This is a genomic window from Frigoribacterium sp. CFBP 13605, from assembly GCF_014839405.1.
Classification (GTDB): domain Bacteria; phylum Actinomycetota; class Actinomycetes; order Actinomycetales; family Microbacteriaceae; genus Frigoribacterium.
On sequence record NZ_JACYNS010000013.1, the window covers coordinates 20626 to 41712 of the forward strand.

At 70.8% G+C, this 21087-nt stretch carries 21 protein-coding genes; 12 read left to right on the forward strand and 9 right to left on the reverse strand.

Annotation, left to right across the window (positions count from 1 at the left end):
• Nucleotides 1–18: 18 nt before the first annotated feature.
• A complete protein-coding gene (locus tag IFT36_RS05310; protein ID WP_056048814.1) occupies nucleotides 19–924 on the forward strand; it encodes a M48 family metalloprotease in 906 nt (301 codons plus the stop codon).
• Here the strand turns inward: IFT36_RS05310 and IFT36_RS05315 are convergent.
• On the reverse strand, nucleotides 921–2171 hold the full coding sequence (locus IFT36_RS05315) for a winged helix-turn-helix domain-containing protein (protein WP_307785031.1): 1251 nt from the start codon (nucleotides 2169–2171) through the stop codon (nucleotides 921–923). The two genes, IFT36_RS05310 and IFT36_RS05315, sit on opposite strands and share 4 nt — an antisense overlap.
• A 130-nt stretch (nucleotides 2172–2301) precedes the next feature.
• Between IFT36_RS05315 and IFT36_RS05320 the strand changes: the two genes are divergently transcribed.
• Entirely contained in the window at nucleotides 2302–3483 is a 1182-nt protein-coding gene (locus tag IFT36_RS05320) for an AI-2E family transporter (protein ID WP_159825629.1), read from the forward strand.
• Entirely contained in the window at nucleotides 3476–4714 is a 1239-nt protein-coding gene (gene ilvA / locus IFT36_RS05325; protein WP_056048808.1) for a threonine ammonia-lyase, read from the forward strand. The genes IFT36_RS05320 and ilvA overlap by 8 nt, the downstream gene beginning before the upstream one ends.
• A gap of 338 nt (nucleotides 4715–5052) precedes the next feature.
• Here ilvA and greA read toward each other — a convergent pair whose 3' ends face one another.
• Together greA and IFT36_RS05335 are read right to left on the reverse strand one after the other, a co-directional pair.
• Entirely contained in the window at nucleotides 5053–5544 is a 492-nt protein-coding gene (gene greA, locus IFT36_RS05330; RefSeq protein ID WP_056048805.1) for a transcription elongation factor GreA, read from the reverse strand.
• A 142-nt stretch (nucleotides 5545–5686) separates the two neighbouring features.
• Nucleotides 5687–6109, reverse strand: coding sequence for a DUF4307 domain-containing protein (locus IFT36_RS05335; protein ID WP_043597824.1), 423 nt, complete (start codon nucleotides 6107–6109; stop codon nucleotides 5687–5689).
• Between the two features lie 69 nt (nucleotides 6110–6178).
• Here IFT36_RS05335 and mca point away from each other — a divergent pair, with 69 nt between their 5' ends.
• Nucleotides 6179–7069, forward strand: a complete 891-nt coding sequence (gene mca, locus IFT36_RS05340; protein ID WP_192122780.1) for a mycothiol conjugate amidase Mca — start codon at nucleotides 6179–6181, stop codon at nucleotides 7067–7069.
• Nucleotides 7066–7440: a hypothetical protein gene (locus tag IFT36_RS05345; RefSeq protein WP_056048802.1), complete on the forward strand. Its 375-nt coding sequence runs from the start codon at nucleotides 7066–7068 to the stop codon at nucleotides 7438–7440. Before mca ends, IFT36_RS05345 begins: the two co-directional genes overlap by 4 nt.
• A gap of 58 nt (nucleotides 7441–7498) precedes the next feature.
• Here the strand turns inward: IFT36_RS05345 and trhA are convergent, their stop codons facing one another.
• Nucleotides 7499–8185 (reverse strand): PAQR family membrane homeostasis protein TrhA, encoded by a 687-nt coding sequence (trhA, locus tag IFT36_RS05350; protein ID WP_374058385.1) that lies wholly within the window; start codon nucleotides 8183–8185, stop codon nucleotides 7499–7501.
• 175 nt (nucleotides 8186–8360) lie between these two features.
• On the opposite strand from trhA, the gene IFT36_RS05355 reads away from it, so the two are divergent.
• The 5 genes from IFT36_RS05355 to IFT36_RS05375 all read left to right on the forward strand — a co-directional run bounded on the left by IFT36_RS05355 (nucleotide 8361) and on the right by IFT36_RS05375 (nucleotide 14608).
• Nucleotides 8361–9149, forward strand: a complete 789-nt coding sequence (locus IFT36_RS05355; protein ID WP_043597826.1) for an isoprenyl transferase — start codon at nucleotides 8361–8363, stop codon at nucleotides 9147–9149.
• A gap of 325 nt (nucleotides 9150–9474) precedes the next feature.
• The gene (locus IFT36_RS05360) at nucleotides 9475–10602 is read left to right on the forward strand and encodes an aminotransferase class V-fold PLP-dependent enzyme (RefSeq protein ID WP_056048799.1); all 1128 of its coding nucleotides are present in this window, start codon (nucleotides 9475–9477) and stop codon (nucleotides 10600–10602) included.
• 258 nt (nucleotides 10603–10860) lie between these two features.
• On the forward strand, nucleotides 10861–12204 hold the full coding sequence (locus tag IFT36_RS05365) for a PhoH family protein (protein ID WP_267659683.1): 1344 nt from the start codon (nucleotides 10861–10863) through the stop codon (nucleotides 12202–12204).
• Nucleotides 12205–13223: 1019 nt separating this feature from the next.
• A complete protein-coding gene (locus IFT36_RS05370) occupies nucleotides 13224–13832 on the forward strand; it encodes a hypothetical protein (protein WP_200412597.1) in 609 nt (202 codons plus the stop codon).
• A gap of 290 nt (nucleotides 13833–14122) precedes the next feature.
• Nucleotides 14123–14608 (forward strand): A24 family peptidase, encoded by a 486-nt coding sequence (locus IFT36_RS05375; protein ID WP_200412598.1) that lies wholly within the window; start codon nucleotides 14123–14125, stop codon nucleotides 14606–14608.
• Between the two features lie 215 nt (nucleotides 14609–14823).
• On the opposite strand, the gene IFT36_RS05380 is transcribed toward IFT36_RS05375, so the two are convergent.
• From IFT36_RS05380 to xseA, 5 genes are all read right to left on the reverse strand, one after another.
• Nucleotides 14824–16224, reverse strand: a complete 1401-nt coding sequence (locus IFT36_RS05380) for a class II fumarate hydratase (RefSeq protein WP_255350807.1) — start codon at nucleotides 16222–16224, stop codon at nucleotides 14824–14826.
• A gap of 85 nt (nucleotides 16225–16309) precedes the next feature.
• Complete coding sequence (locus IFT36_RS05385) at nucleotides 16310–16900, reverse strand: carbonic anhydrase (protein WP_056049244.1); 591 nt, start codon at nucleotides 16898–16900, stop codon at nucleotides 16310–16312.
• A 142-nt stretch (nucleotides 16901–17042) separates the two neighbouring features.
• Entirely contained in the window at nucleotides 17043–17726 is a 684-nt protein-coding gene (locus tag IFT36_RS05390) for a DUF4245 domain-containing protein (RefSeq protein ID WP_056048791.1), read from the reverse strand.
• Nucleotides 17723–17953 (reverse strand): exodeoxyribonuclease VII small subunit, encoded by a 231-nt coding sequence (locus IFT36_RS05395; protein WP_200412599.1) that lies wholly within the window; start codon nucleotides 17951–17953, stop codon nucleotides 17723–17725. Before IFT36_RS05395 ends, IFT36_RS05390 begins: the two co-directional genes overlap by 4 nt.
• Nucleotides 17954–17962: 9 nt before the next feature.
• Nucleotides 17963–19252, reverse strand: coding sequence for an exodeoxyribonuclease VII large subunit (xseA, locus tag IFT36_RS05400; protein WP_200412600.1), 1290 nt, complete (start codon nucleotides 19250–19252; stop codon nucleotides 17963–17965).
• Nucleotides 19253–19376: 124 nt separating this feature from the next.
• Between xseA and IFT36_RS05405 the strand changes: the two genes are divergently transcribed.
• A complete protein-coding gene (locus tag IFT36_RS05405; protein ID WP_233568507.1) occupies nucleotides 19377–20441 on the forward strand; it encodes a 4-hydroxy-3-methylbut-2-enyl diphosphate reductase in 1065 nt (354 codons plus the stop codon).
• Entirely contained in the window at nucleotides 20438–21019 is a 582-nt protein-coding gene (locus tag IFT36_RS05410; RefSeq protein ID WP_123571589.1) for a DUF6264 family protein, read from the forward strand. Before IFT36_RS05405 ends, IFT36_RS05410 begins: the two co-directional genes overlap by 4 nt.
• The last annotated feature ends 68 nt before the right edge of the window (nucleotides 21020–21087 follow it).

Here is a 21087-nt window from a genome sequence, read left to right on the forward strand (position 1 = left end):
CGAGTCGTCCTCGACACCGTGTACTCCGCGATCTCGCGCAACAAGCGCAACACCGTCTTCATCGTCCTGATCTTCCTGGTGATCGTCGGGGCCCTCGGGTTCGCCGCGAGCGCCATCTGGAACAACGGGTCGATCGGTTTCCTGGTTCTCGGTGGTGCCGCGGTGTACGCCGTGATCCAGTACTTCGCGGCCAGCGGGCAGGCGCTCTCGATGAGCAACGCCCAGCAGGTCGACGGTGTGACGGCTCCGCGGTTGTACCGCACGGTCGAGAACCTCAGCATCACGATGGGCATGCCGATGCCCAAGGTCTACGTCGTGGTCGATCCGGCCCCCAACGCCTTCGCCACGGGCCGCGACCCGGAACACGCCGTGGTCGCCGCCACGACCGGCCTGCTCGAGATCATGGACGACAGCGAGCTCCAGGGCGTCATGGCTCACGAGCTCGGTCACGTGAAGAACTACGACATCCGTGTGTCGACCATGGTGTTCGGCCTCGTCGTGGCCGTGGGCTTCCTGGCCGACATCCTGTTGCGCATGTCGTTCTTCAGCGCGTTGTCAGGGGGGAACCGCAACTCGAACAACAACGGTGGGGGCGGCGGGAACCCCGTCTTCCTGGTGCTCGGTCTGGTGGCCATGATCATCGCCCCTCTCGCCGCAGCAGGTGTCCAGGCGGCCGTCTCGCGTCAGCGCGAGTACCTCGCCGATGCCACCGGGGCGTTGACGACGCGGTACCCCGAGGGTCTCGCCCGAGCCCTCGAGAAGCTCGGTGCCCAGGGGCGGCCCATGCGGCAGCAGAACACCTCGATGTCGCACCTCTGGATCAGCGATCCGATGAAGCCCGGCGTGATGGACCGACTCTTCAGCACGCACCCTCCGCTCGCCGATCGCATCCAGCGGCTGCGACAGAACGCCGGGACCTTCTAACCGAGGGGGTCGGCCGGGCCGGCCGCGTCGGCCCGGCCGGTCAGCACCGTGCGGAGTCGGCCCGCCAGGTCGCCCCGATCGGCCACCTCGACGGCGTCCAGTCCCTGCCAGGCGGCCGCCCGGCGCAGCGTCGTCACGAGCCGCTCGACGTCGACGGGGAGGTCGCGCTCAAGCCATGCCGCCTGCACCCGCAGGACGCCCGCCTGACGATCGCTCTTGAGGTCGACCCGCCCCACCAGCTGGTCGTCCTGCAGGACGGGGAGGACGTAGTAGCCGTGCACGCGTTTCTCGCGCGGGGTGTAGATCTCGATGCGGTAGCGGAAGTCGAAGAGGCGTTCCGCCCGGGGCCGGTGCCAGACGACGGGGTCGAACGGTGACAGCACGGCGTCGGCCTCGAGCCGACGGGGTACGCGGGCGTCACGGTGCAGCCACGCGGTCGCACCCCAACCCGGCACGTCCACGGGTTCGACGACACCGTCGTCGTGGAGCTCGCGCAGGGCGGGTACGACGTCGGCGGCCTTGAGGCGGAAGTAGTCGGCGAGGTCGGCGGCCGTCGCGACCCCGGAGGCGCGGGCCGCGTGGGCGACGAGGCGCCGGTGGGCCTCGTGACGGTCGACGTCGACGGCCAGGACCTCGGCCGACAGCACCTGTTCGGGCAGCGCGTAGACGCGCTCGAACCGACGGCGACCGGCACTGACCAGGGCGCCCGTGCGGAACAGCGACTCGAGGCCGCGCTTCACGTCACCCCACCCCCACCACGGGCCCGTCCGGTCTGGCTGGGGGAAGAGGGCGGCGTCGGCCTCGACCAGGCTGGCCGGCAGCGGCCCCTTGTCGCGGATCTCGTCGAGCAGCCAGCGTTCCATGCGCGGACTCGTCGACAGCCACGAGGAGGCGTCCCCCCGCCATTTCGCGTCGTAGTCGCGCATGCGCCACCGCAACAGGGGCCAGGTCGACACCGGGACGATGGCGGCCTCGTGGGCCCAGTACTCGACGTACCGCCCACGGGGAACGAAGGTGAGGCGGTCGAGGGTCGCGCGGTCGTACGCGCCCAGTCGTGCGAACGCGGGCAGGTAGTGACTGCGCTCGAACACGTTAACCGAGTCGATCTGCAGCAGGCCGAGGCGATCGACGAGGCCGTTCAGCTGCCGCGTCCCCGGGCGGGCGTGGCCGTCGACGGGCCTCCCGAAGCCCTGGGCCGCCAAGGCGACACGACGGGCCTGGGCGGGGGAGAGCTGCTGACGGGGCACGCGGACGACTGTAGCGACGGCCACCGACGCGCGCCGCGCCTCCTGGTGTCGTCTGGTCCCCGTCGACACATGCGTGCACCGGCATGTGGAGGGGTAGGTGACCGGCCCCGCAGGGCCATAAACTGACGCGATGATCTGGCGGAACCGCCCCACGCGCGGCGACGAGGTGCAGGGCGACGTCACGAGCGGTCGCGCGGCCGGTGTCGTCGCCGATCCGTCGGTGCCGCGGGGCATGGTCATCGCCGGGGCCTGGTCCTGGCGCATCCTGGTGATCGTGGCCGTGGCCGGCGTCGTCATCTGGTCGATCACCCAGCTGCGGGTCATCGTCATCCCCTTCTTGGTGGCCCTGTTGATCTCCGCGCTGCTCGTCCCGCTCTCGGGGTGGCTGCAGCGGCACCGCTGGCCCAAGTGGTTGGCGGTCGTGTCCGTCCTGGTGGGGTTCCTCGTCGTGGTCTCGGGCCTCGTCGTCCTGGTCGTCCTCCAGATCGTCGACGGCTGGCCCTCGTTGCGTGATCGCTCGATCGCCTCCTACGGCGACTTCAAGGACTTCCTGCTCACCTCGCCGTTGCACCTCACCGAGGCGCAGATCAACGGGTACGTGTCCGACGCGGTGGCGGCCGTCCAGCAAGACAGTCAGCCGCTCGTGCGCGGTGCGCTCTCGGTCGGGTCGACCGCGGGTCACGTCGCGGCCGGGCTCGTGCTCGGGCTCTTCGCGACGATCTTCGTGCTCGTCGGCGGGTCCGAGATCTGGCGGTGGGTCGTCCGGCTCTTCCCCCGGGCATCGCACCCGGCGATCGACGGGGCGGGCCGCGCGGGTTGGCTCACCCTGACCAACTTCGTCAAGGTGCAGATCTTCGTCGCGTTCGTCGACGCCGTGGGCATCGGGTTGGGGGCGCTCTTCCTCGGCCTGCCCCTGGTGGCACCGATCGCCATCGCGGTCTTCCTCGGGTCGTTCGTGCCCGTCGTGGGCGCCGTCGCGACCGGAGCCGTCGCCGTCGTCATAGCCCTCGTCTACAACGGCTGGGTCGTGGCCCTGCTCATGCTCGCCGTGGTGATCCTCGTGCAGCAGATCGAGGGGCACCTGTTGCAGCCGTTCGTCATGGGCAGCGCCGTCAAGGTGCACCCGTTGGCCGTCGTCTTCGCCGTCGCGGCCGGCACTCTGGTCGCCGGGATCCCCGGCGCCCTCTTCGCGGTCCCGTTCGTGGCCGTGCTGAACGTCATGATCACCTACGTCGCGAGGGGTACGTGGCGAGAGAAGCCGCGACCCGTCGAGCACGACGTCACGCGGCCCGGAGGCCTCACCGATGTCTGAACGCACCCTGGCCGGTCCCACCCTCGTCGAGATCGAGGAGGCGCGCGACCGCGTCTCGCAGGTCGTCCGCGTCACCCCGATGGAGACCTCGCAGTACCTCGCCGAGGTGCTCGGCTCGCGGGTGCACCTCAAGTGCGAGAACCTGCAGCGCACCGGGTCGTACAAGATCCGAGGCGCCTACAACCGCCTGACCCAGCTGAGCGACGACGAGAAGGCGCGCGGGGTCGTCGCCGCGTCGGCCGGCAACCACGCTCAGGGTGTCGCCCTGGCGGCCCGTGAACTCGGGATCGTGGCCACGATCTTCATGCCCGTCGGCGTGGCCCTGCCCAAGCTGCAGGCGACCCGGCACTACGGCGCCGACGTCGTCCTCCGGGGGCACACGGTCGAGCAGTCGCTTCGAGCCGCACAAGAGTTCGCCGACACGACCGGCGCCGTCTTCATCCCTCCGTTCGACCACGCCGACGTCGTCGCGGGCCAGGGCACGCTGGGGCTCGAGATCCTCGAACAGGTGCCCGACGTCGACACCGTGATCGTGCCCGTCGGCGGAGGTGGGCTGGCGGCCGGCGTCGCCAGCGCCCTGAAGCAGAGCGCGGCACGCACCGGGCGCGACGTCCGCATCATCGGCGTGCAGGCGGCCAACGCCGCCCCGTACGCCGTCTCGATGAAACTCGGGGTGCGGACCGACATCGACGCCCAGCCCACGATCGCCGACGGCATCGCCGTGGCGAAACCCGGCGTGCTCAACTTCGAGATCATCCGCGACACGGTCGACGAGATCGTCACGGTCAGCGACGACGACACGGCCCGGGCGATGCTCGTGCTGCTCGAGCGCGCGAAGCTCGTCGTCGAGGCCGCGGGTGCCGTGGGCATCGCCGCCATCCTCACCGAGCAGGTGCGTGACCTCGGCACGACCGTGGTGATCCTCAGCGGCGGCAACATCGACCCGCTGATGATGGAGCGCGTGATCGGTCGCGGCCTCGCGGCCGCCGCCCGCTACGTCAAGCTGCGCATCGGCATGCCCGACCGCCCCGGCCAGCTGACCCGCGTCAGCGAAGTGTTGTCCGACGCCAACGCGAACGTGGTCGAGGTGCTGCACACCCGCCACGGTCGCGGGCTCCAGATCAGCGAGGTCGAACTCGAGCTCAGCGTCGAGACGCGCGGGCCGGACCACGTCGAAGAGGTCCTGCAACGGCTCCGCGACGCCGGGTACGAGCCCAACGTCGACTTCTAGCCGACTCCGCGAGACGCGCCCCGCGCCTCCTGCCGGTGCCCGCGCCTCCTGACCAGGTCTGCGCGTCCTGACCGGGTGTTCGCCTGCTGAACGTGCCCGCGCCTCCTGACCAGGTCTGCGCGTCCCGACCGTGCCCGCGCCTCCTGACGGTGCCCGCGCCTCCTGACGGCACCGCGTCCCCGTCGGCAACTCGGGAGAACGGCCGCCCGCGGGCGCAGGACTGCCGCGGACGACGCCGCATTCCGGAGTTGCCGACACCCCCGTCGAGGGTCCGGGCCCCCGTGGCCGGGACGACGAAGGCCCCCGCTCCGTTCGAGCGGGGGCCTTCGGCGTCGGACCTACGGCTGGTAGGTCTCGACGTTCGTGATCGACACCGAGATGTCCTTGCCGTTCGGGGCGGTGTAGCTGGTCGTCGTGCCGACCTTCAGCCCGTTGATGGCCTGGCCGAGCGGGCTGGTCTCGCTGTAGACCGAGAGGTCGCTGCCGGCGGCGATGATCTCGCGGTTGCCGAGCAGGAAGGTGCTCTCGTCGCCGGCGATGGTCGCCGTGACGACGGTGCCGGGGCCGACGATGCCGTCGGCGGCCGTCGAGTCACCGACCGTCGCGTGCTTCAGCAGGTTGATCAGCGTACGGATGCGCGCCTCCATCTTGCCCTGCTCGTCCTTGGCGGCGTGGTAGCCGCCGTTCTCCTTCAAGTCGCCCTCTTCGCGGGCGGCTTCGATGCGTGACGCGATCTCGCGACGTCCCTCGCCGCTGAGGGTGTCGAGCTCGGCCTGCAGACGGTCGCGGGCGTCCGTCGTGAGCCAGGTGGTCTCGTTGTCAGTGCTCATGGTGTCTCCGTTTCGTGCGGCGGCCGAACCCGGTCGGGCGACTCGAGCCGAGGAGGCGCGGTGCCGGGAGCCGGGGCGAGGTCGCCCACCGAAAAAAGGAGACCGGCCGAGTGGCCGGTCTCGTCGTGCGATTCCGAGCAGTCTAGGGAAGCCAGCACCGGTAGATCAAGCCCGTGACCGCCCGTTCCGACGTCGCGAGCGAGGTCGTGTAGGTCACCGAACGCCGCTCGGAGGCGGGCAGGTGCACGATCTTCCAGCCGACGACCGCGAAGCCGCTGTTCTGGGCTTCGACCGCACAGTCGACCGCCTCGCCCGTGTCCGCGGTGACCGTGTACTGGACCTCGACGGCTCGGTCGGAGGTGACCTGGTAGCCCACGTCGGCGGATTCGAGCTGGGACGAGGTCCCGTCGAAGGCGGCGAAGACGACCCACGCCGCGAAGACGACGACGAAGGCGACGGCGACGGACAAGCCCACGACGAGGCGCCTGCGCCGACCCCGCGGCGAACGCCCGTACCGTGCGTCGAGGCGCGACGAGGGCGAGGTGACACGGGGCGTGGACGTCACGCGGATCTCCGTCCGATTAAGCTGTCCCCAGGGTAGCAACGTCTGCCCGGCACACATTGCGAGGAAGAATTGACCCTGCGCCTGCTGGCGGTCCACGCCCACCCCGACGACGAGTCCAGCAAGGGCTCGGCGACCTACGCCTACTACCGCAGCCTCGGCGTCGACGTCCTCGTCGTCAGCTGCACCGGCGGCGAGCAGGGGTCGATCCTCAACGAGCAGCTCGAGGCCCGAGCTCACGCCGAGCGTGACATCGCGGGCCTGCGCGTGCACGAGATGGCGGCCGCCCAGGCGGCGATGGGCATCGACCACCTGTGGCTGGGCTACGCCGATTCGGGCCTGCCGGCCGAGGGCGAGTCGGTCGCGGTCAACTCGTTCTCCACCATCCCGCTCGAGATCAGCGCCGAGCCGCTCGTCGCGATCATCCGTCGGTTCAAGCCGCAGGTGCTGGTGACCTACGACGAGAACGGCGGGTACCCCCACCCCGACCACATCCGCACGCACGAGATCTCGATGGCGGCCTACCGCGACGCCTCCGACCCCGAGCGCTACCCGGCGACCGGCGACGCGTGGCAGATCGACAAGGTCTACTACGACCGCATGTTCAGTGCCGGACGCATCGGCGCGATGATCACGCACCTGCGCGAGAGCGACCCCGAGTCGCCCCTCATCGAGTCGTTGACCGAGATGCTGGCCCGTTTCAGCGACCGGCCCGACCTGGCCACGACCCGCGTGCCGGTCTCCGACTTCTTCCCCGTGCGCGACGCCGCCCTTCGGTCGCACGCCAGCCAGGTGCCGCTCGACAGCGCGTTCTTCTTCTGGCCCCACGACCTCCAGGTCGCCGCCTGGCCCACCGAGGACTTCCAGCTCGTCGAGTCGAACGTCGGGTCCGACCTGCCCGAGGTCGACCTCTTCGCCGGGGTCGTCGACCCCGACACCGGCCTCGTGGGGGTGCAGCGATGAGCGTGCTCTCCGAATCGGTGGTCGCGGTCACGACCCGTCTGCTGGCGCAGCCGCAGACCCCCGACCCGACGCTGCCGCCGTCGACCATCCCCGACGAGGCCGTCACGCCCGGCGTCTGGGGTTTCGTCGCCATCGCGTTCGTCGCCGTCGCGACGGTGCTGATCGTCGTCGACATGACCCGTCGGGTCCGACGCACCCGGTACCGAGGCGAGGTGCGCGAGCGCATCCAGGCCGAGCGCGACGAGGCGACCCTGGCGGCCGCGGCTCTCGACGACGAAGAACTCCCCGGAGACGCCGATCGGCGGGCTCGCCCCGTCGAGGGCGACCTCGACGACGACGGCGACCGCAGGAGGCGCGAGCGCGACTCGTGACCGACGCGACCGGTGCCGGGGTGGCGACCCGCGCCTCCTCGGCTCGGGCGACCTCGCGCTAGAAGGTCGGCGGGTCCAGGGCCACGAGCAGGATGCCCGTCCAGTGGCAGAGGTACGCCAGCACCGTCATGGTGTGGAACAGCTCGTGGAATCCGAAGTGCCCCGGTACGGGGTTCGGCCTCTTGATGCCGTAGAACACGGCACCCGCGATGTAGAGCGCGCCGCCGACCAGCACGAGCACCATCATCGCGACGTTCGCGTCGAGCAGGTCGACGATGAACCCCAGGGCGCCGACGCCCAGCAGGACGTAGAGCGGCACGTACAACCACCGCGGCGCGTTCAGGAAGAACACCCGGAAGAGGATGCCCAACACGGCGCCCGTCCAGACGAGCACGAGCAGCGTGACGCCCTTCGACGGCGGCAGGGCGATGACCGCGATCGGCGTGTAGGTGCCGGCGATCAGCAGGAAGATGTTGGCGTGGTCGAGGCGCTTCAGGAAGCGTTTCGCGTTCGGGCTCCACGGGAAGCGGTGGTAGGTCGCCGAGATGCCGAAGAGCAGGAGCGACGTGGTCATGAAGACCGCGCAGGCCCAGGTCGCCGCCACGCCCTGCGCGAGGACGACGAGCACCACGCCGGTCGCGATCGCGACCGGGAAGGTGGCCGCATGGATCCAGCCGCGCCAACTCGGTTTGCGCTCGATGTCGGGGTAGGCGAGGGCGTCGTCGAGCAACGGCAGGTTCGGGATGTCGGCCCCGTCGGACCCGTCTGCCCGGTCGGCTCCGTCGACCTCGTCGGCCCCGAGGCTCGCGCGATCTCCGTCGGTGTGGCTGCTCATGGGGCCGAGCCTAGGGGAGCGCCCGAGGAGGGGGGCTGAGAATCCTCGGCTCTGTGGACGGCCGGCCGTGGGCTACCGTAGCCCTGTGAAAAAGCGCCGTCCCTCTCCCCTCGCCAGGGGAGTCCTGTACGGCCTCTACCAGAACCGCATCCGCCGGAGCCTCGACGGTCAAGAGCTGCCGCACCACGTCGCCATGATCGTCGACGGCAACCGGCGCTGGGCCAAGCAGCGCATGCTCGAGACCGCTGCCCACGGGCACCGCGCGGGTGCCGCGAAGATCAGCGAGTTCCTCACCTGGTGCGACGACCTCGGCATCAAGGTGGTCACGCTGTACCTCCTCTCCGCCGACAACCTCGGCAACCGACAGTCCGACGAGTTGACCGAGCTCTTCGGCATCATCGGCGACGTCGCGGACGAGCTCTCGCGTCAGCGGGACTGGCGCGTGCAGCACGTCGGCGCGACCGACGACCTGCCGCCGGCGCTCTGCTCGGCCCTGCGCGAGGCCCAGGCCCGGACCGCCGACAAGACGGGGCTGCACGTGAACCTCGCCGTCGGCTACGGCGGGCGCCGTGAGATCGCCGACGCCATGCGCAGCATCGTGCGGGCGCACGATGCCGCGGGGGGCACGCTCGACGCCCTGGCCGAGGTGCTCACCCCTGAGCTCATCGCCGACCACCTCTACACCGGCGGCCAACCCGACCCCGACCTCGTGATCCGCACGTCGGGCGAGCAACGGTTGAGCGACTTCATGCTGTGGCAGAGCGCTCACAGCGAGTTCTACTTCGTCGAGGCCTTCTACCCCGACCTTCGCGAGGTCGACTTCCTCCGGGCCGTGCGCGACTTCGCCCTCCGGCACCGGCGCTACGGCAGCTGACGCGGGGTGCGGTCGCCGGCTCAGTGACCGGGCTGGTGTCGGCAACTCCGGACTCCGGCTGCGCCGCGCCTCCTGCTGGGGTTCTGGTGTGCCGTTCTCCTGAGTTGCCGGCTGTGCGCGCGGTGACGGGGCTGGTGTCGGTGACTCCGGAATCCGGCTGCGTCGCGCCTCCTGCTGGGGTTCTGGTGCGTCGTTCTCCTGATTTGCCGGCCGCGTGCTGGCCCCCCGCGCACGGCCCCGCGCGGACGACCGGACGAGGAGGCGCGGGTCGGCGGACCGCGGACGGCACTACGGTGGACCAGTCACCGCCGCCTAGGAGAACACCGTGAAGACCATCGACGACCTCGCCTCGGGGTTCACCGACGAGCCCGGATACTTCGACTTCGCGAAGTGGGGTCCCATCTCGAGCTCCGTCGCCGACGAGCAGCGCTCGTTGGTCGAGGTGCAGGCGAGGGCCCGTTTCGGGTCCGAGATCGCCCTGACCGAGCAGGCGGGTCGCGTCGGACGGGCGATCTCGTCCCTCGTCGGCTTCGCACCCGACCACGTCGTCTTCCAGCCGAACACGAGCGAAGGGCTCACGCACACGCTGTTCGGTCTCACCGGGCAGGTGCTCATGTCGCCGCGCGACTACCCGAGCATGCCCGTCGCGGCGACCCGCTCCTCCGAGGCCCTGCGCGTGCTCGAGCCGGTCTGGATGGACCTCGACCACGACGTGGTCACGCCGGCCGTGGTGCAGCGTCACCTCACCGACTCGGTCACCGCCGTGGCCGTCAGCCTGGTGGACTACCGCACGGGGTACCTGGTGGACCTCGAGGGCATCCGCCAGGTGATCGGCGACCGGTTGCTGATCGTCGACGCGATCCAGGGGTTCGGTGTGGTCGACGCGCCCTACGCCGTGGCCGACGTCGTGGCGTCGGGCGGTCAGAAGTGGGTCCGCGCCGGGTGGGGGACGGGCTTCCTGGCCCTGAGCGACCGCGCTCTCTCGGCCCTGACACCGGTGTTCAGCGGTGTCGCCGGGAGTGACCTGACCCTCGGCGGCTCGTACCACGGACGGCAGCCGACCCGCCCGGGTGCTGCGGCGTTCCAGCTGACGAATCCCGACCCCATCGCCCAGGCGCGCCTCGCCACGGCCCTCGAGGACCTCGCCGACGTGGGCGTCGCCGCCGTCTCGCGGGCCGTGGCCGAGCGGGCCACGCGGGTGATCGACCTCGCCGACGAGTTCGCGGTGCCGGTGGTCTCGCCGCGCGACGAGGCGGAGCGCGCCGGCATCGTCGTGCTCGAACCCGCCCTCGACCAGATGACGACGCTGACGGCCGCTCTGATCAACCACGGGGTCACGGCCACCGTGCGCGACACGACCGTGCGGCTGAGCGTGCACGTGTCCACGGGCGACGATTCGTTCGAGATGCTGCGGGGTGCGTTCACCTCGTTCGGCACGACCGTCTTCTACTAGGCGGGATCGCCCTGCGGGGTGGGGCTCGCGCGCTGCACCCTCGACCGTCACATGAGGGTCGTTCACCTGATCGTCACACGACACGGTGGTGTCGATGATGCGGATGTCGGAGGCGCGTCGTAGGTTCGTCACATCGGGCAAGGAGCCCGATCGAGACGGCCACGAAAGTTCGCCTCGCAACTGCTCCGCGGCCGTCTCTGCCGAAGGTACCCGGGTGCCCAGCCGCCCGAGGACGGAGTGGTCGTGACCGCGTCGAACATCACCTCAACCGAACGCAACACCGCAGCAACGACGGGGGGTGACCAGTCGGTCGCCCAACGCACGTACGTGCTCGACACCTCGGTGTTGCTGTCCGATCCGCAGGCGCTCTTCCGCTTCGCCGAGCACGACGTGGTGCTTCCCGTCGTCGTCGTCAGCGAACTCGAGGGCAAACGTCACGACCCCGAGCTGGGCTACTTCGCGCGCCAGGCCCTGCGCCTCCTCGACGACCTCCGCGTGAAGCACGACCGTCTCGACTTCCCGGTGGCCGTGGGTGACGGGGGCTCCCTGCGGGTCGAGCTCAACCACTCGAACATGTCGGTCCTGCCCTCGGGCCTGCAGTTGAACGACGCCGACTCGCGCATCCTCGCCGTCGCGTCGAACCTCGCCGCCGACGGGCTGGCCGTCACGGTCGTCTCGAAAGACCTGCCCCTGCGGGTGAAGGCCGCGTCGATCGGACTGGCCGCCGAAGAATACCGGGCCGAACAGGTCGTCGACAGCGGGTACACCGGGCAGACCTCGATCGACGTCTCGAGCGACCAGATGGCCTCGTTCTACGAGTCCGAGAAGATCTCCGCCCGTGCGCTCGCGGACGTCCCCGTGAACACCGGGGTGGTCGTGCACTCGGAGCGGGGCTCGGCACTGGGGCGCGTGGTCGCCCGCGGCGAGGCTCGTCTCGTCCGCGGCGATCGCGACGTCTTCGGGCTGCACGGTCGATCGGCCGAGCAGCGCCTCGCGATCGACCTGCTGCTCGACCCCGAGGTGGGCATCGTGTCGCTGGGCGGCAGCGCCGGCACGGGCAAATCGGCCCTCGCGCTCTGCGCCGGCCTCGAGGCCGTCCTCGAGAAGCAACAGCACAAGAAGATCATGGTGTTCCGCCCGCTCTACGCGGTGGGCGGCCAAGACCTGGGGTTCCTCCCGGGCGACGCCGGCGAGAAGATGAACCCGTGGGCGCAGGCCGTCTTCGACACGCTGGGCGCGATCGTGTCCCAGAACGTCCTCGACGAGGTGGTCGAGCGGGGCATCCTCGAGGTCCTGCCCCTGACGCACATCCGGGGCCGGTCGTTGCACGACGCCTTCGTGATCGTCGACGAAGCGCAGTCCCTCGAGCGCAACGTGCTGCTGACCGTCCTGAGTCGCATCGGCCAGAACTCGCGGGTGGTGCTGACCCACGACGTGGCGCAGCGCGACAACTTGCGCGTCGGTCGGCACGACGGGGTCGCCTCGGTCATCGAGACGCTCAAGGGTCACCCGCTGTTCGGTCACGTGACGCTGACCCGCTCCGAGAGGTCCGCGATCGCCGCCCTCGTCACCGAGATGCTCGAGTCGAACGACCTGGTGTAGCAGGGACGCAGGAGGCGCGGGTCACCTGACCCGCGCCTCCTGCGTGTCCGGCGTCGCGCCTCCTGCGTGTCTGGCGCTGCGCCTCCTGCGTGTCTGGCGTCGCGCCTCCTGCGTGTCCGGCACCGCGCGTCGTGTCGGCAACTCCGGCGATCGGCAGGCTGCGAGGAGTCAAGGCCGCACCTGGTCGCCGTTCTCCTGAGTTGCCCACCGGACCGTGCTCGGGGTCGCGTGGTGCTCGGTGGTGCGTGACGAGTCGGCGTCTCGGTGCGACCCGTGCCGTGCTCGACCGGCACCAGGGACCACCTGCCGGTCGGCAACTCAGCAGTCCGACACGGTTCGAGGCCGTGTCGAGGTCGGTGGGTGGCATTCTCCTGACTTACCAGCACGGTCGGGAACGCCCGGACGGGCGCGGGGTGCGGTCGGGAAGGCCCCGACGGGCGCGCCACGGGGTCGACGAACCGCGCTGCGGGACGCCTCGGCCCCACCTCGCGCGACGCGGACGTTCTCCACCGGCGGGCTCTCGTGCGCCGCGGAGGAGGTGCGGGTCGCGTCAGCCTGTCGGCATGCAGCAGATCGCGACCCACGTCAGGAGGGCAGGCGGCGTCCTCCACAAGCGGGATCTCGTCGCCCTCGGAGCCACCGACCGGATGCTCACCGCAGCAGTGCGATCCGGGCACGTTCACCGGGCCCGACGCGGGTGGTACACGACCTTCGCGCCGGGGGACGCACGGTACGAGGCCGTGCGCATCGGGGGCCGGTTGACCGGGGCGTCGCTCTTGGCCCTGCTCGGGGCGTGGATGTGGACCACCGTTCCGATCGTCAGCGTCGTGGTGCCCCCTGGAGCCTCACGACTTCGGGCCAGGCACGGTGCGAGGGTGCTGTGGCGCTCCGACGGGCGCGTTCCCCCTCGTCCGTCACCCGGGACGGTGCCCCGTCCGCCGGATGACGACGAACACGGATCGGAAGACGCGCGGCGTGCGGCCTGGGCCGTTCCCATCGGCACCGCTCTGGTGGACGCCGTGACGGTGGCTCCTCTCGACGAGGCCGTCGCCCTCCTGGACTGGGCGCTGTCGAGCGGTCACTTCTCGGTCGCCGGACTGCACGTGGCCTTCGCCGAGGCTCCCGCGGATGTGAGGGGCATCGTCGACTGGGCCGACCCACGGAGCGAGAGCTTCATCGAGAGCGTCATGAGGGTGACGTTCGCCGACCTGGGGCACCGCGTCGAGTCCCAGACCCGGGTCGGCCCGCAGGACCTCCGCCGCATCGACATCGTCGTCGACGGTGTCGTCGCCCTCGAACTCGACGGGCGCAGGTGGCACGGCGACACGTTCGACGCGGACCGTCTGAAGGACCTCGCGATCACGGTCCAGGGACGAATCGCCCTTCGAGCCAGCTACGAGATGGTGCGCGACCATCGATCGCTCATCGTCGAGGCCGTGCACGCGGTGCTCGACGACGCCCGGCGACCTCGACGGCGACTCGTCGTGACGACGGGCCGTGCCCACCGTCCGCGAACCCGGCGCACGCGAGGTCGACGCCCGTGGCATCTGGTCCGACCAGCTCGGGGACGTACTCCGCATCCGGGTCAGTCAGGATCGGAGACGGCCTCGTCATCAGGAGCATCATGAGCTCGCCGGAGGGTCTCGTGGACGAGACGGTGTCGCCGGACGGGACGGTGTCGCCGGACGGGACGGTGTCGCCGGACGGGACGGGCTCGTCGGACGGGACGGGCTCGTCGGATGGGGAAGCGGTTCGAGGTGGTGACGGACCGCGACAGGAGCGCAGGCAGGCCCTCGAAGCAGTCGCCGCGGCTGCACTGTCGGCGGTCACGGTCGCTGCCTCCACACTGCAGGCCGGCCCCCTCGTGGGCGCGAGCGCCGGGCCGGTGACGCTCGTGGGGTGTCTCGGAGTCGCGGCCGTGACTCCGGCCCTGGTCCGGATCGACATCGCCGAGCGTCGACTGCCGAACGTCCTGGTCGGAGTGGCCGCGGGCGCGTGGGGGGTGTCGACCGTCCTGCTCGTCGCAGGGGGCGGTCTCGCCACGGCGGCCACGAGCCTGGCCTTCGCCCTTGTCGCCGCCGTGCTCGGCCTGGTGGCTGCCATCGCCGGCGGCCTGGGCATGGGGGACGTCAAGCTCGGCGCCGTGCTGAGCGGACTCGTCGCGGCGGGTAGCCCGGCGGCCCTCCTGGGTCTCTGGGCTCTTGCCGGAACGTTCGCGATCGGGGTGGCCGGCGCTAGGACGTTGGGCTCGAGGCCGCGACGGGCCGGCACGCCTCCGCGGCCAGAGCTGGCATCGGTCAGCCGGGGCATCCCTTTCGGGCCGTGCCTGCTCGCGGCCTTCTGGTGTGTCGTGGCCAGCCCGCCGGTGGCCGTCGCCGTCGATGCCGTCCTGACGGTTCCGTGAGGTCCGCGTCGCGGCGTGCCCCCGTCGACGGGAACGGGAACGGGAACGCGAACAGGCAGGCGAGAGGGTAGAGAAGCCGAAAGGTCGAGGAGGCGCGTGTCCGTCGACGACGGACCCGCGCCTCCTCGACGTGCTGTGGTCCAGGCCGGCCGGGGATGGGCTCAGGCCGGAGGGCTCGACCCGGGCCGCTCGGGGCTGGACTCAGGCGGGTGGGCTCAGCCCGGGTGGGTCATGCTGAGCACGTCGAGTGCGGTGTCGAGCTGCTGCTCGGTGACCTCGCCCCGCTCGACGAACCCGAGATCGACGACGGCTTCGCGAACGGTGAGCTTCTGGGCGACCGCGTGCTTGGCCACCTTCGCCGCGGCCTCGTAGCCGATGACGCGGTTGAGCGGCGTCACGATCGACGGGGACGACTCGGCGAGGGCCCGGGCGTGCTCGACGTTGGCCTCGAGCCCGTCGACGGTCTTGTCCGCCAGGGCGCGGGTGGCGTTCGAGAGCAGGCGGATCGACTCGAGCAACGCCGTCCCCATCACGGGGATCGCCACGTTGAGTTCGAAGGCTCCGGACGCGCCGGCCCAGGCGATCGTCGCGTCGTTGCCGATCACCCGTGCCGAGACCATGAGCACGGCCTCGGGGATGACCGGGTTGACCTTGCCCGGCATGATCGACGAGCCGGGCTGCAGGTCGGGGATGTGCAGCTCGCCGAGACCCGCGTTGGGCCCCGAGCCCATCCAGCGGATGTCGTTGTTGATCTTGGTGAGGCTCACGGCGAGCACGCGCAAGGCACCGGAGGCCTCGACGAGCGCGTCGCGGGCCCCCTGCGCCTCGAAGTGGTCGAGCGCCTCGGTGACGGGCAGCCCGCTGTCGTCCGCGAGGGCGGCGATGACCCGCTGCGGGAAGCCCTGGGGCGTGTTGATGCCGGTGCCGGTGGCCGTTCCGCCCAGGGGGACCTCTGCCACGCGGGGCAGGGCGCTCTGCACCCGTTCGATCGCGAGACGGATCTGCCGGGCGTAGCCGCCGAACTCCTGCCCGAGCGTGACCGGCGTGGCGTCCATGAGGTGGGTGCGGCCCGCCTTCACCACGTCGGACCAGGCGGTGGCCTTCTTCTCGAGGGCGACCGCCAGGTGGTCGAGGGCGGGCACCAGGTCGTGCAGCAGCGCGCCCGTGACGGCGACGTGCACCGAGGTCGGGAACACGTCGTTCGACGACTGCGACGCGTTGACGTGGTCGTTGGGGTGGACGGCGACGCCGTCGACCGTTCCGGCGAGGGTGGCGAGCACCTCGTTCATGTTCATGTTCGAGGACGTGCCGCTGCCGGTCTGGTAGACGTCGACCGGGAACTGGTCGTGATGGCTGCCACCGATGATCTGGTCCGCGGCCGAGACGATCGCGTCGGCGACGGGTCGGTCGATGATGCCCATCTCGCCGTTCACCAGGGCGGCCGCGCGCTTGATGCGAGCGAGCGCGACGATCTGCGCCGGCTCGAGACCGGCCCCGCTGATGGGGAAGTTCTCGACGGCACGCTGCGTCTGGGCACGGTAGAGGGCCGATGCGGGCACCCGCACCTCGCCCATCGTGTCGTGCTCGATGCGGTACTCGGTCTCGGATGTGGTCACGACGTCGTGGTCCTTTCCTCGGGCCCTGCCGGGCTGCTGCGCCCGTCGAGGGCGCGGGGCGTCGGAGCGTTCGCCCCAACTCGGTTCAGAGTCGGCCGACGACGACCGAAGGGTCGACCCGCCCGTTGGCGAGGTCGTAGTTCGCGCCGACCACGGCCAACTTACCGTCCGCGACGGCGGACGCGATGAGGGCGGACCGGTCGACGAGCGTGCGGACCGACGCCTCGATGTGCAATTGGCCGACCGTGCGGGGGTCGAGGTCGGCACCCGTCTCGAGGTCGAGCTGGGCACGCTCGACCGACGGCATGATCATGTCGATCAGCCCACCCAGGAAGGCCGACCCGGGGGCGGCGTCGGAACCGATGGAGTCGATGGCCGAGGCGACGGCGCCGCAGCTGTCGTGGCCGAGCACCACGATGAGGGGGACGTGGAGCACCGAGACCGCGAACTCGAGCGAGGCGATGACGGTGTCGCCGACCACCTGGCCGGCGTTGCGCACGACGAAGAGGTCACCGAGGCCGACGTCGAAGATGATCTCGGCGGCCAGTCGCGAGTCGGCGCATCCGAAGAGGGCGGCCACGGGCTCTTGACCGGCAGCGAGGGACGATCGCCGGTCACTGTCCTGGTGGGGGTGGCGAGGTGCCCCCTCGACGAAGCGGTGGTTGCCGTCCACCATCCGGCTCCATGCCGTCCCCGGCTCGGACGCGCTCGCCGGCGCGATGGCCGAGACGTCCGTGGGCAGGGACGTCGCGGTGTTCTCGGGTGCGGAAGGGGCCGCGGTGGCGGGCACACCGGCGGCGGGGTCGTGTCGGGTCACGTCATTCGCTTTCTTGGCTGGAGATCTGCTCGGCCAGGGAGGTGGCCAGGACGTCGAACTCGGCGTCGTCGGCCGTGCCGTAGAGCACGTACGAGCTGCGGTCGACCGTGGTGGTCAGGGCATAGGCGTAGTTGCCCGGGTCGTCGGCGTCGCGCCGATCGTAGACGTCCCAGGTCAGACCGCCGATCGACCGGGTCGACGTCGCCGCCGCGTTCTGCACCTGCAGGCTGACCCAGGTCGGATTGGCGTCGATGCCCTGTTCGAGCCCGATGAACTGCTGGGCCGGCGTGATCAACCCCACGTACCAGGTCGGTACGTCGTCGCGGGTCGTGGAGCGGACCTCGGCGGCGTTCGAGCTCCAGCCGTCGGGCAGCGGAGGCGCGGCCAGGGGGGCGTCGACGCTCGCCTGGGCCTGCGACGCGACCTGGACGTAGTCGATCTCCTGCCGGTTCACCGTGCCACTCGGGCGGACCACGACGAGCACCAGGAAGAGCACGATGCCGAGCGAGGCGACGATCGACAGGGTCAGGTTGATCGCCGTCTGGTTCGCGTAGTGCTTGCGGGTGTTCTCGGCCTTGCGCGCGGCGGTCTCGTCCGGGGTCTCGGGTCGGCCGAGTTCGGCGACGATGCGGGGCTCTCGGGGGCGTCGCGAGCCCCGGGGGCCGCCGTCGGAGGGGGAGGTCATTTTGCCGACACCTGACGGCGGGCCGCCTCGAGGCGCTCGCGCGCCCCCATCAACCATTCTTCGCAGCGCCGGGCGAGCGCCTCGCCGCGTTCCCAGAGGGCCAGCGAGCGCTCGAGGGTCGAGGCGCCCTGCTCGAGTTCGGACACGACGGACACGAGCTCGTCGCGGGCCTGCTCGTAGCTGAGCGACGAGACGTCGGGCGGGGTGCTGGTCGGGGTGGTGTCCACGTGACGATCCTAACGAGGGGTGCTGGCGGAGGTCGTGGCGGACGCCACGGGTGACGACTCGTCGGGAGCGTCGGAGCCTGGGGAGGAGGCGCCGGTGCTGACGGCGCCCACCGCGCCTCCGTCGGTGGTCACGAGCAGGCGCGTCTCGGCGGGGGCCTCGGCGGGGGACCGCAACACCCCGCCCGACGGCAGCTGCACGATCGCGTAACCGCGGCGCAGCGTGCCCTGCGGCGACAGGGCGCGCAGCTGGGCCGTGAGCTCCGAGACGCGGGTGTGCGCGCTCTCGACGGCCCGGCCGACGAGTTCTTCGCCGCGGGCCACCGCCCGGACGACCTCGTCGGTCCGGACGTCGACGAGGGTCTGGGGCGACGCCAGCACCGGCCGGCTGTGGATCTGTTCGAGCCGGTCGATCTCGGTGGCGACCAGCGAGGTCAGACGCACTCCGATGCGGGTGCGCGCCTGTTGCACGCGCGACAGTTCTTCGGTCACGTCGGGGACGACCCGTTTCGCGGCGTCGGTGGGCGTGGACGCGCGCAGGTCGGCGACGTCGTCGAGCAGCGGCCGGTCCGCCTCGTGCCCGATGGCGCTGACGACCGGCGTGGTGCACTCCGAGACGGCGCGGACGAGGCCTTCGTCGCTGAAGCCGAGGAGGTTCTGGAAATCGCCGCCGCCTCGCGCGACGATGATGACGTCGACCTCGTCGTCGGCGTCGAGGCGCTGGATCGCCGCCGTGACCTCGCCGACCATGCGATCGCCCTGCACCGCGGCGTGCACGACGCGGAACGAGACCGAGGGCCATCTCAGCTGGGCGTTGCGCAGGACGTCTTTCTCGGCGTCGCTGTCCTTGCCGGTGACGAGGCCGATGCAGCCGGGAAGGAACGGCAGGGCCCGCTTGCGCTCGGGGGAGAAGAGCCCCTCGGCCGTGAGCTGGCGTCGGAGGCGCTCGAGTCGTTCGAGGAGGTCGCCGAGCCCGACGTGGCGCATGTCGAAGACCTGCATCGTGAGGCTGCCGCCCTTGACCCAGTAGTTCGGCTTGACGGCGGCGATGACCCGGTCGCCCTGCTTGAGGTCGGCGGGTACGCGTGACTTCACGCTGGACCAGATCGAGAACGAGACGGTCGCGTCGTGTTCGAGGTCGCGGAGCTTGCCGTAGACGTTCCCGCCCGAGACGTTCCACTGGGTGATCTCGCCCTCGACCCAGGCCGTCCCGAGGCGGTCGATCCAGTCGCGCACCTTGCTCGCGAGGAGCCCGACGGGCCACGGGGACTCGGCGGTGGGGGGAGGGGGAACGATCGTCATGGAGCTCCGTTCGAGGGGTGGTCGACACCGGCAGGACGAGCGGCGACCCCGGTGATCGACCGGCCGCGCGGTCGCTCCCAGTACGCGACCAGTCCGGCACACCTAGACTCGTCGGGTGAGCCACATCTCCAACGGCGCCCTCGCCATCGACCTGCCGACACCGCGTGTTCCTGCGGTGCGGAACAGGCTAAAGGATACCCCCGTCAACGGACGCAAGCAGGTGCTGCTCGCGGCACCCCGCGGGTACTGCGCCGGCGTCGACCGCGCCGTCATCGCGGTCGAGAAAGCCCTCGAGCACTACGGCGCGCCCGTCTACGTCCGCAAGCAGATCGTCCACAACGTGCACGTGGTCGCGACCCTCGAGAGCCAGGGGGCCATCTTCGTCGACGAGGTCGACGAGGTCCCCCCGGGGTCGCACATCGTCTTCAGCGCGCACGGCGTCTCGCCGGCCGTCGTGAAGGGTGCGGCGGATCGCGAGCTGCAGGCCATCGACGCGACCTGCCCCCTCGTCACGAAGGTCCACCGCGAGGCCGTGCGCTTCGGCAACCAGGGCCGGCACATCATCCTGATCGGCCACGCCGGGCACGAAGAGGTCGAGGGCACGATGGGCCACGCGGCGGATCGCACCACCCTCGTGCAGAACCCGGGCGAGGTCGACGACCTCGTCGTCGCCGACCCCGACAACCTCGTCTGGCTGTCGCAGACCACCCTCAGCGTCGACGAGACGATGGAGACCGTGCGTCGACTGCGTGAGCGGTTCCCGAACATCCAGAACCCCCCGAGCGACGACATCTGCTACGCCACGCAGAACCGCCAGGTCGCCATCAAGAAGGTCGCCCAGGGCGCCGACCTCGTCATCGTCGTCGGATCGGCGAACAGCTCCAACAGCGTGCGTCTCGTCGAGGTCGCCCTCGAGCACGGCGCCAAGGCCGCCTACCGCGTCGACTACACGAACGAGATCAAGCAGGAGTGGCTCGACGGCGTCGAGACGGTGGGGGTCACCTCCGGCGCGTCGGTTCCCGAGGTGCTCGTCGACGAGGTGCTGGCCGACCTGTCGGACGCCGGCTACGTCGACGTCCACGAGGTCGTCACGGCTGAGGAAGACCTGATGTTCTCACTGCCGAAAGAGCTGCGGAAAGACGCGACGGGCCAGGTCGACGCCCGCGGCCTCGGCGGTCGCACCCGATGACCGACGACCGACCGAAGCCGCGCTACGGCGAGTACGCGCCCGAGGGCTGGGTCAACCCCGCCGCGGCCGAGGCCGACGCCGCCGAGGAGGCGCGGGTCACCGGTCAGGACGCTCGGCCCGCGGTCTCGACCGACGTCCGCCCCGGTGACGAGACCCGCACCGCGCCTCCTGCGCTCTCGACCGGGCGGCGCATCGACCGGGTGGCGACGTTCGCCCTGATCGGGCTGGGTGCCTTCGGGGCGATCCAGGCCGTCGCCCGCGTGCCCGGTTACGCGACGACGCAGCTCGCCCAGTTCGAGACGTTCGGGCTCGACCTCTCGGGGTTCGGCTCGTCCGCTGCGCTGCAGACCTTCGGGGTCGTCATGGCCGTGTTGGCCGTGACGCTGTTCGCCGTCTCGACCTGGTGGACCCTCCGGCGGCTGCGCGCCGGGCGTCTCGGCTTCGTGGTGCCCCTCGTCGCCGGTGTGGTCTTCGGCCTCGTGCAGGGCTTCGGAGCGGCGGCCATCCTGATGGGTGACCCGGCCTTCGCCGAGGCGATGCAGAGCTTCACGAACGACTACTTCTCGGGGTCGAACTGACGTCCGCCCCTAGCCTCGACGACGAAGCCCCCGAGCACTCGCTCGGGGGCTTCGTCGTGCGACCAGGA

Excerpts from the sequence above, each read along its gene's own strand:
- IFT36_RS05320 (WP_159825629.1), top strand. The coding sequence starts at position 2,302 with ATGATCTGGCGGAACCGCCCCACGCGCGGCGACGAGGTGCAGGGCGAC.
- ilvA (WP_056048808.1), top strand. The coding sequence starts at position 3,476 with ATGTCTGAACGCACCCTGGCCGGTCCCACCCTCGTCGAGATCGAGGAG.
- greA (WP_056048805.1), bottom strand. The coding sequence starts at position 5,544 with ATGAGCACTGACAACGAGACCACCTGGCTCACGACGGACGCCCGCGAC.
- IFT36_RS05345 (WP_056048802.1), top strand. The coding sequence starts at position 7,066 with ATGAGCGTGCTCTCCGAATCGGTGGTCGCGGTCACGACCCGTCTGCTG.
- IFT36_RS05385 (WP_056049244.1), bottom strand. The coding sequence starts at position 16,900 with ATGGTGGACGGCAACCACCGCTTCGTCGAGGGGGCACCTCGCCACCCC.
- IFT36_RS05390 (WP_056048791.1), bottom strand. The coding sequence starts at position 17,726 with ATGACCTCCCCCTCCGACGGCGGCCCCCGGGGCTCGCGACGCCCCCGA.
- xseA (WP_200412600.1), bottom strand. The coding sequence starts at position 19,252 with ATGACGATCGTTCCCCCTCCCCCCACCGCCGAGTCCCCGTGGCCCGTC.
- IFT36_RS05410 (WP_123571589.1), top strand. The coding sequence starts at position 20,438 with ATGACCGACGACCGACCGAAGCCGCGCTACGGCGAGTACGCGCCCGAG.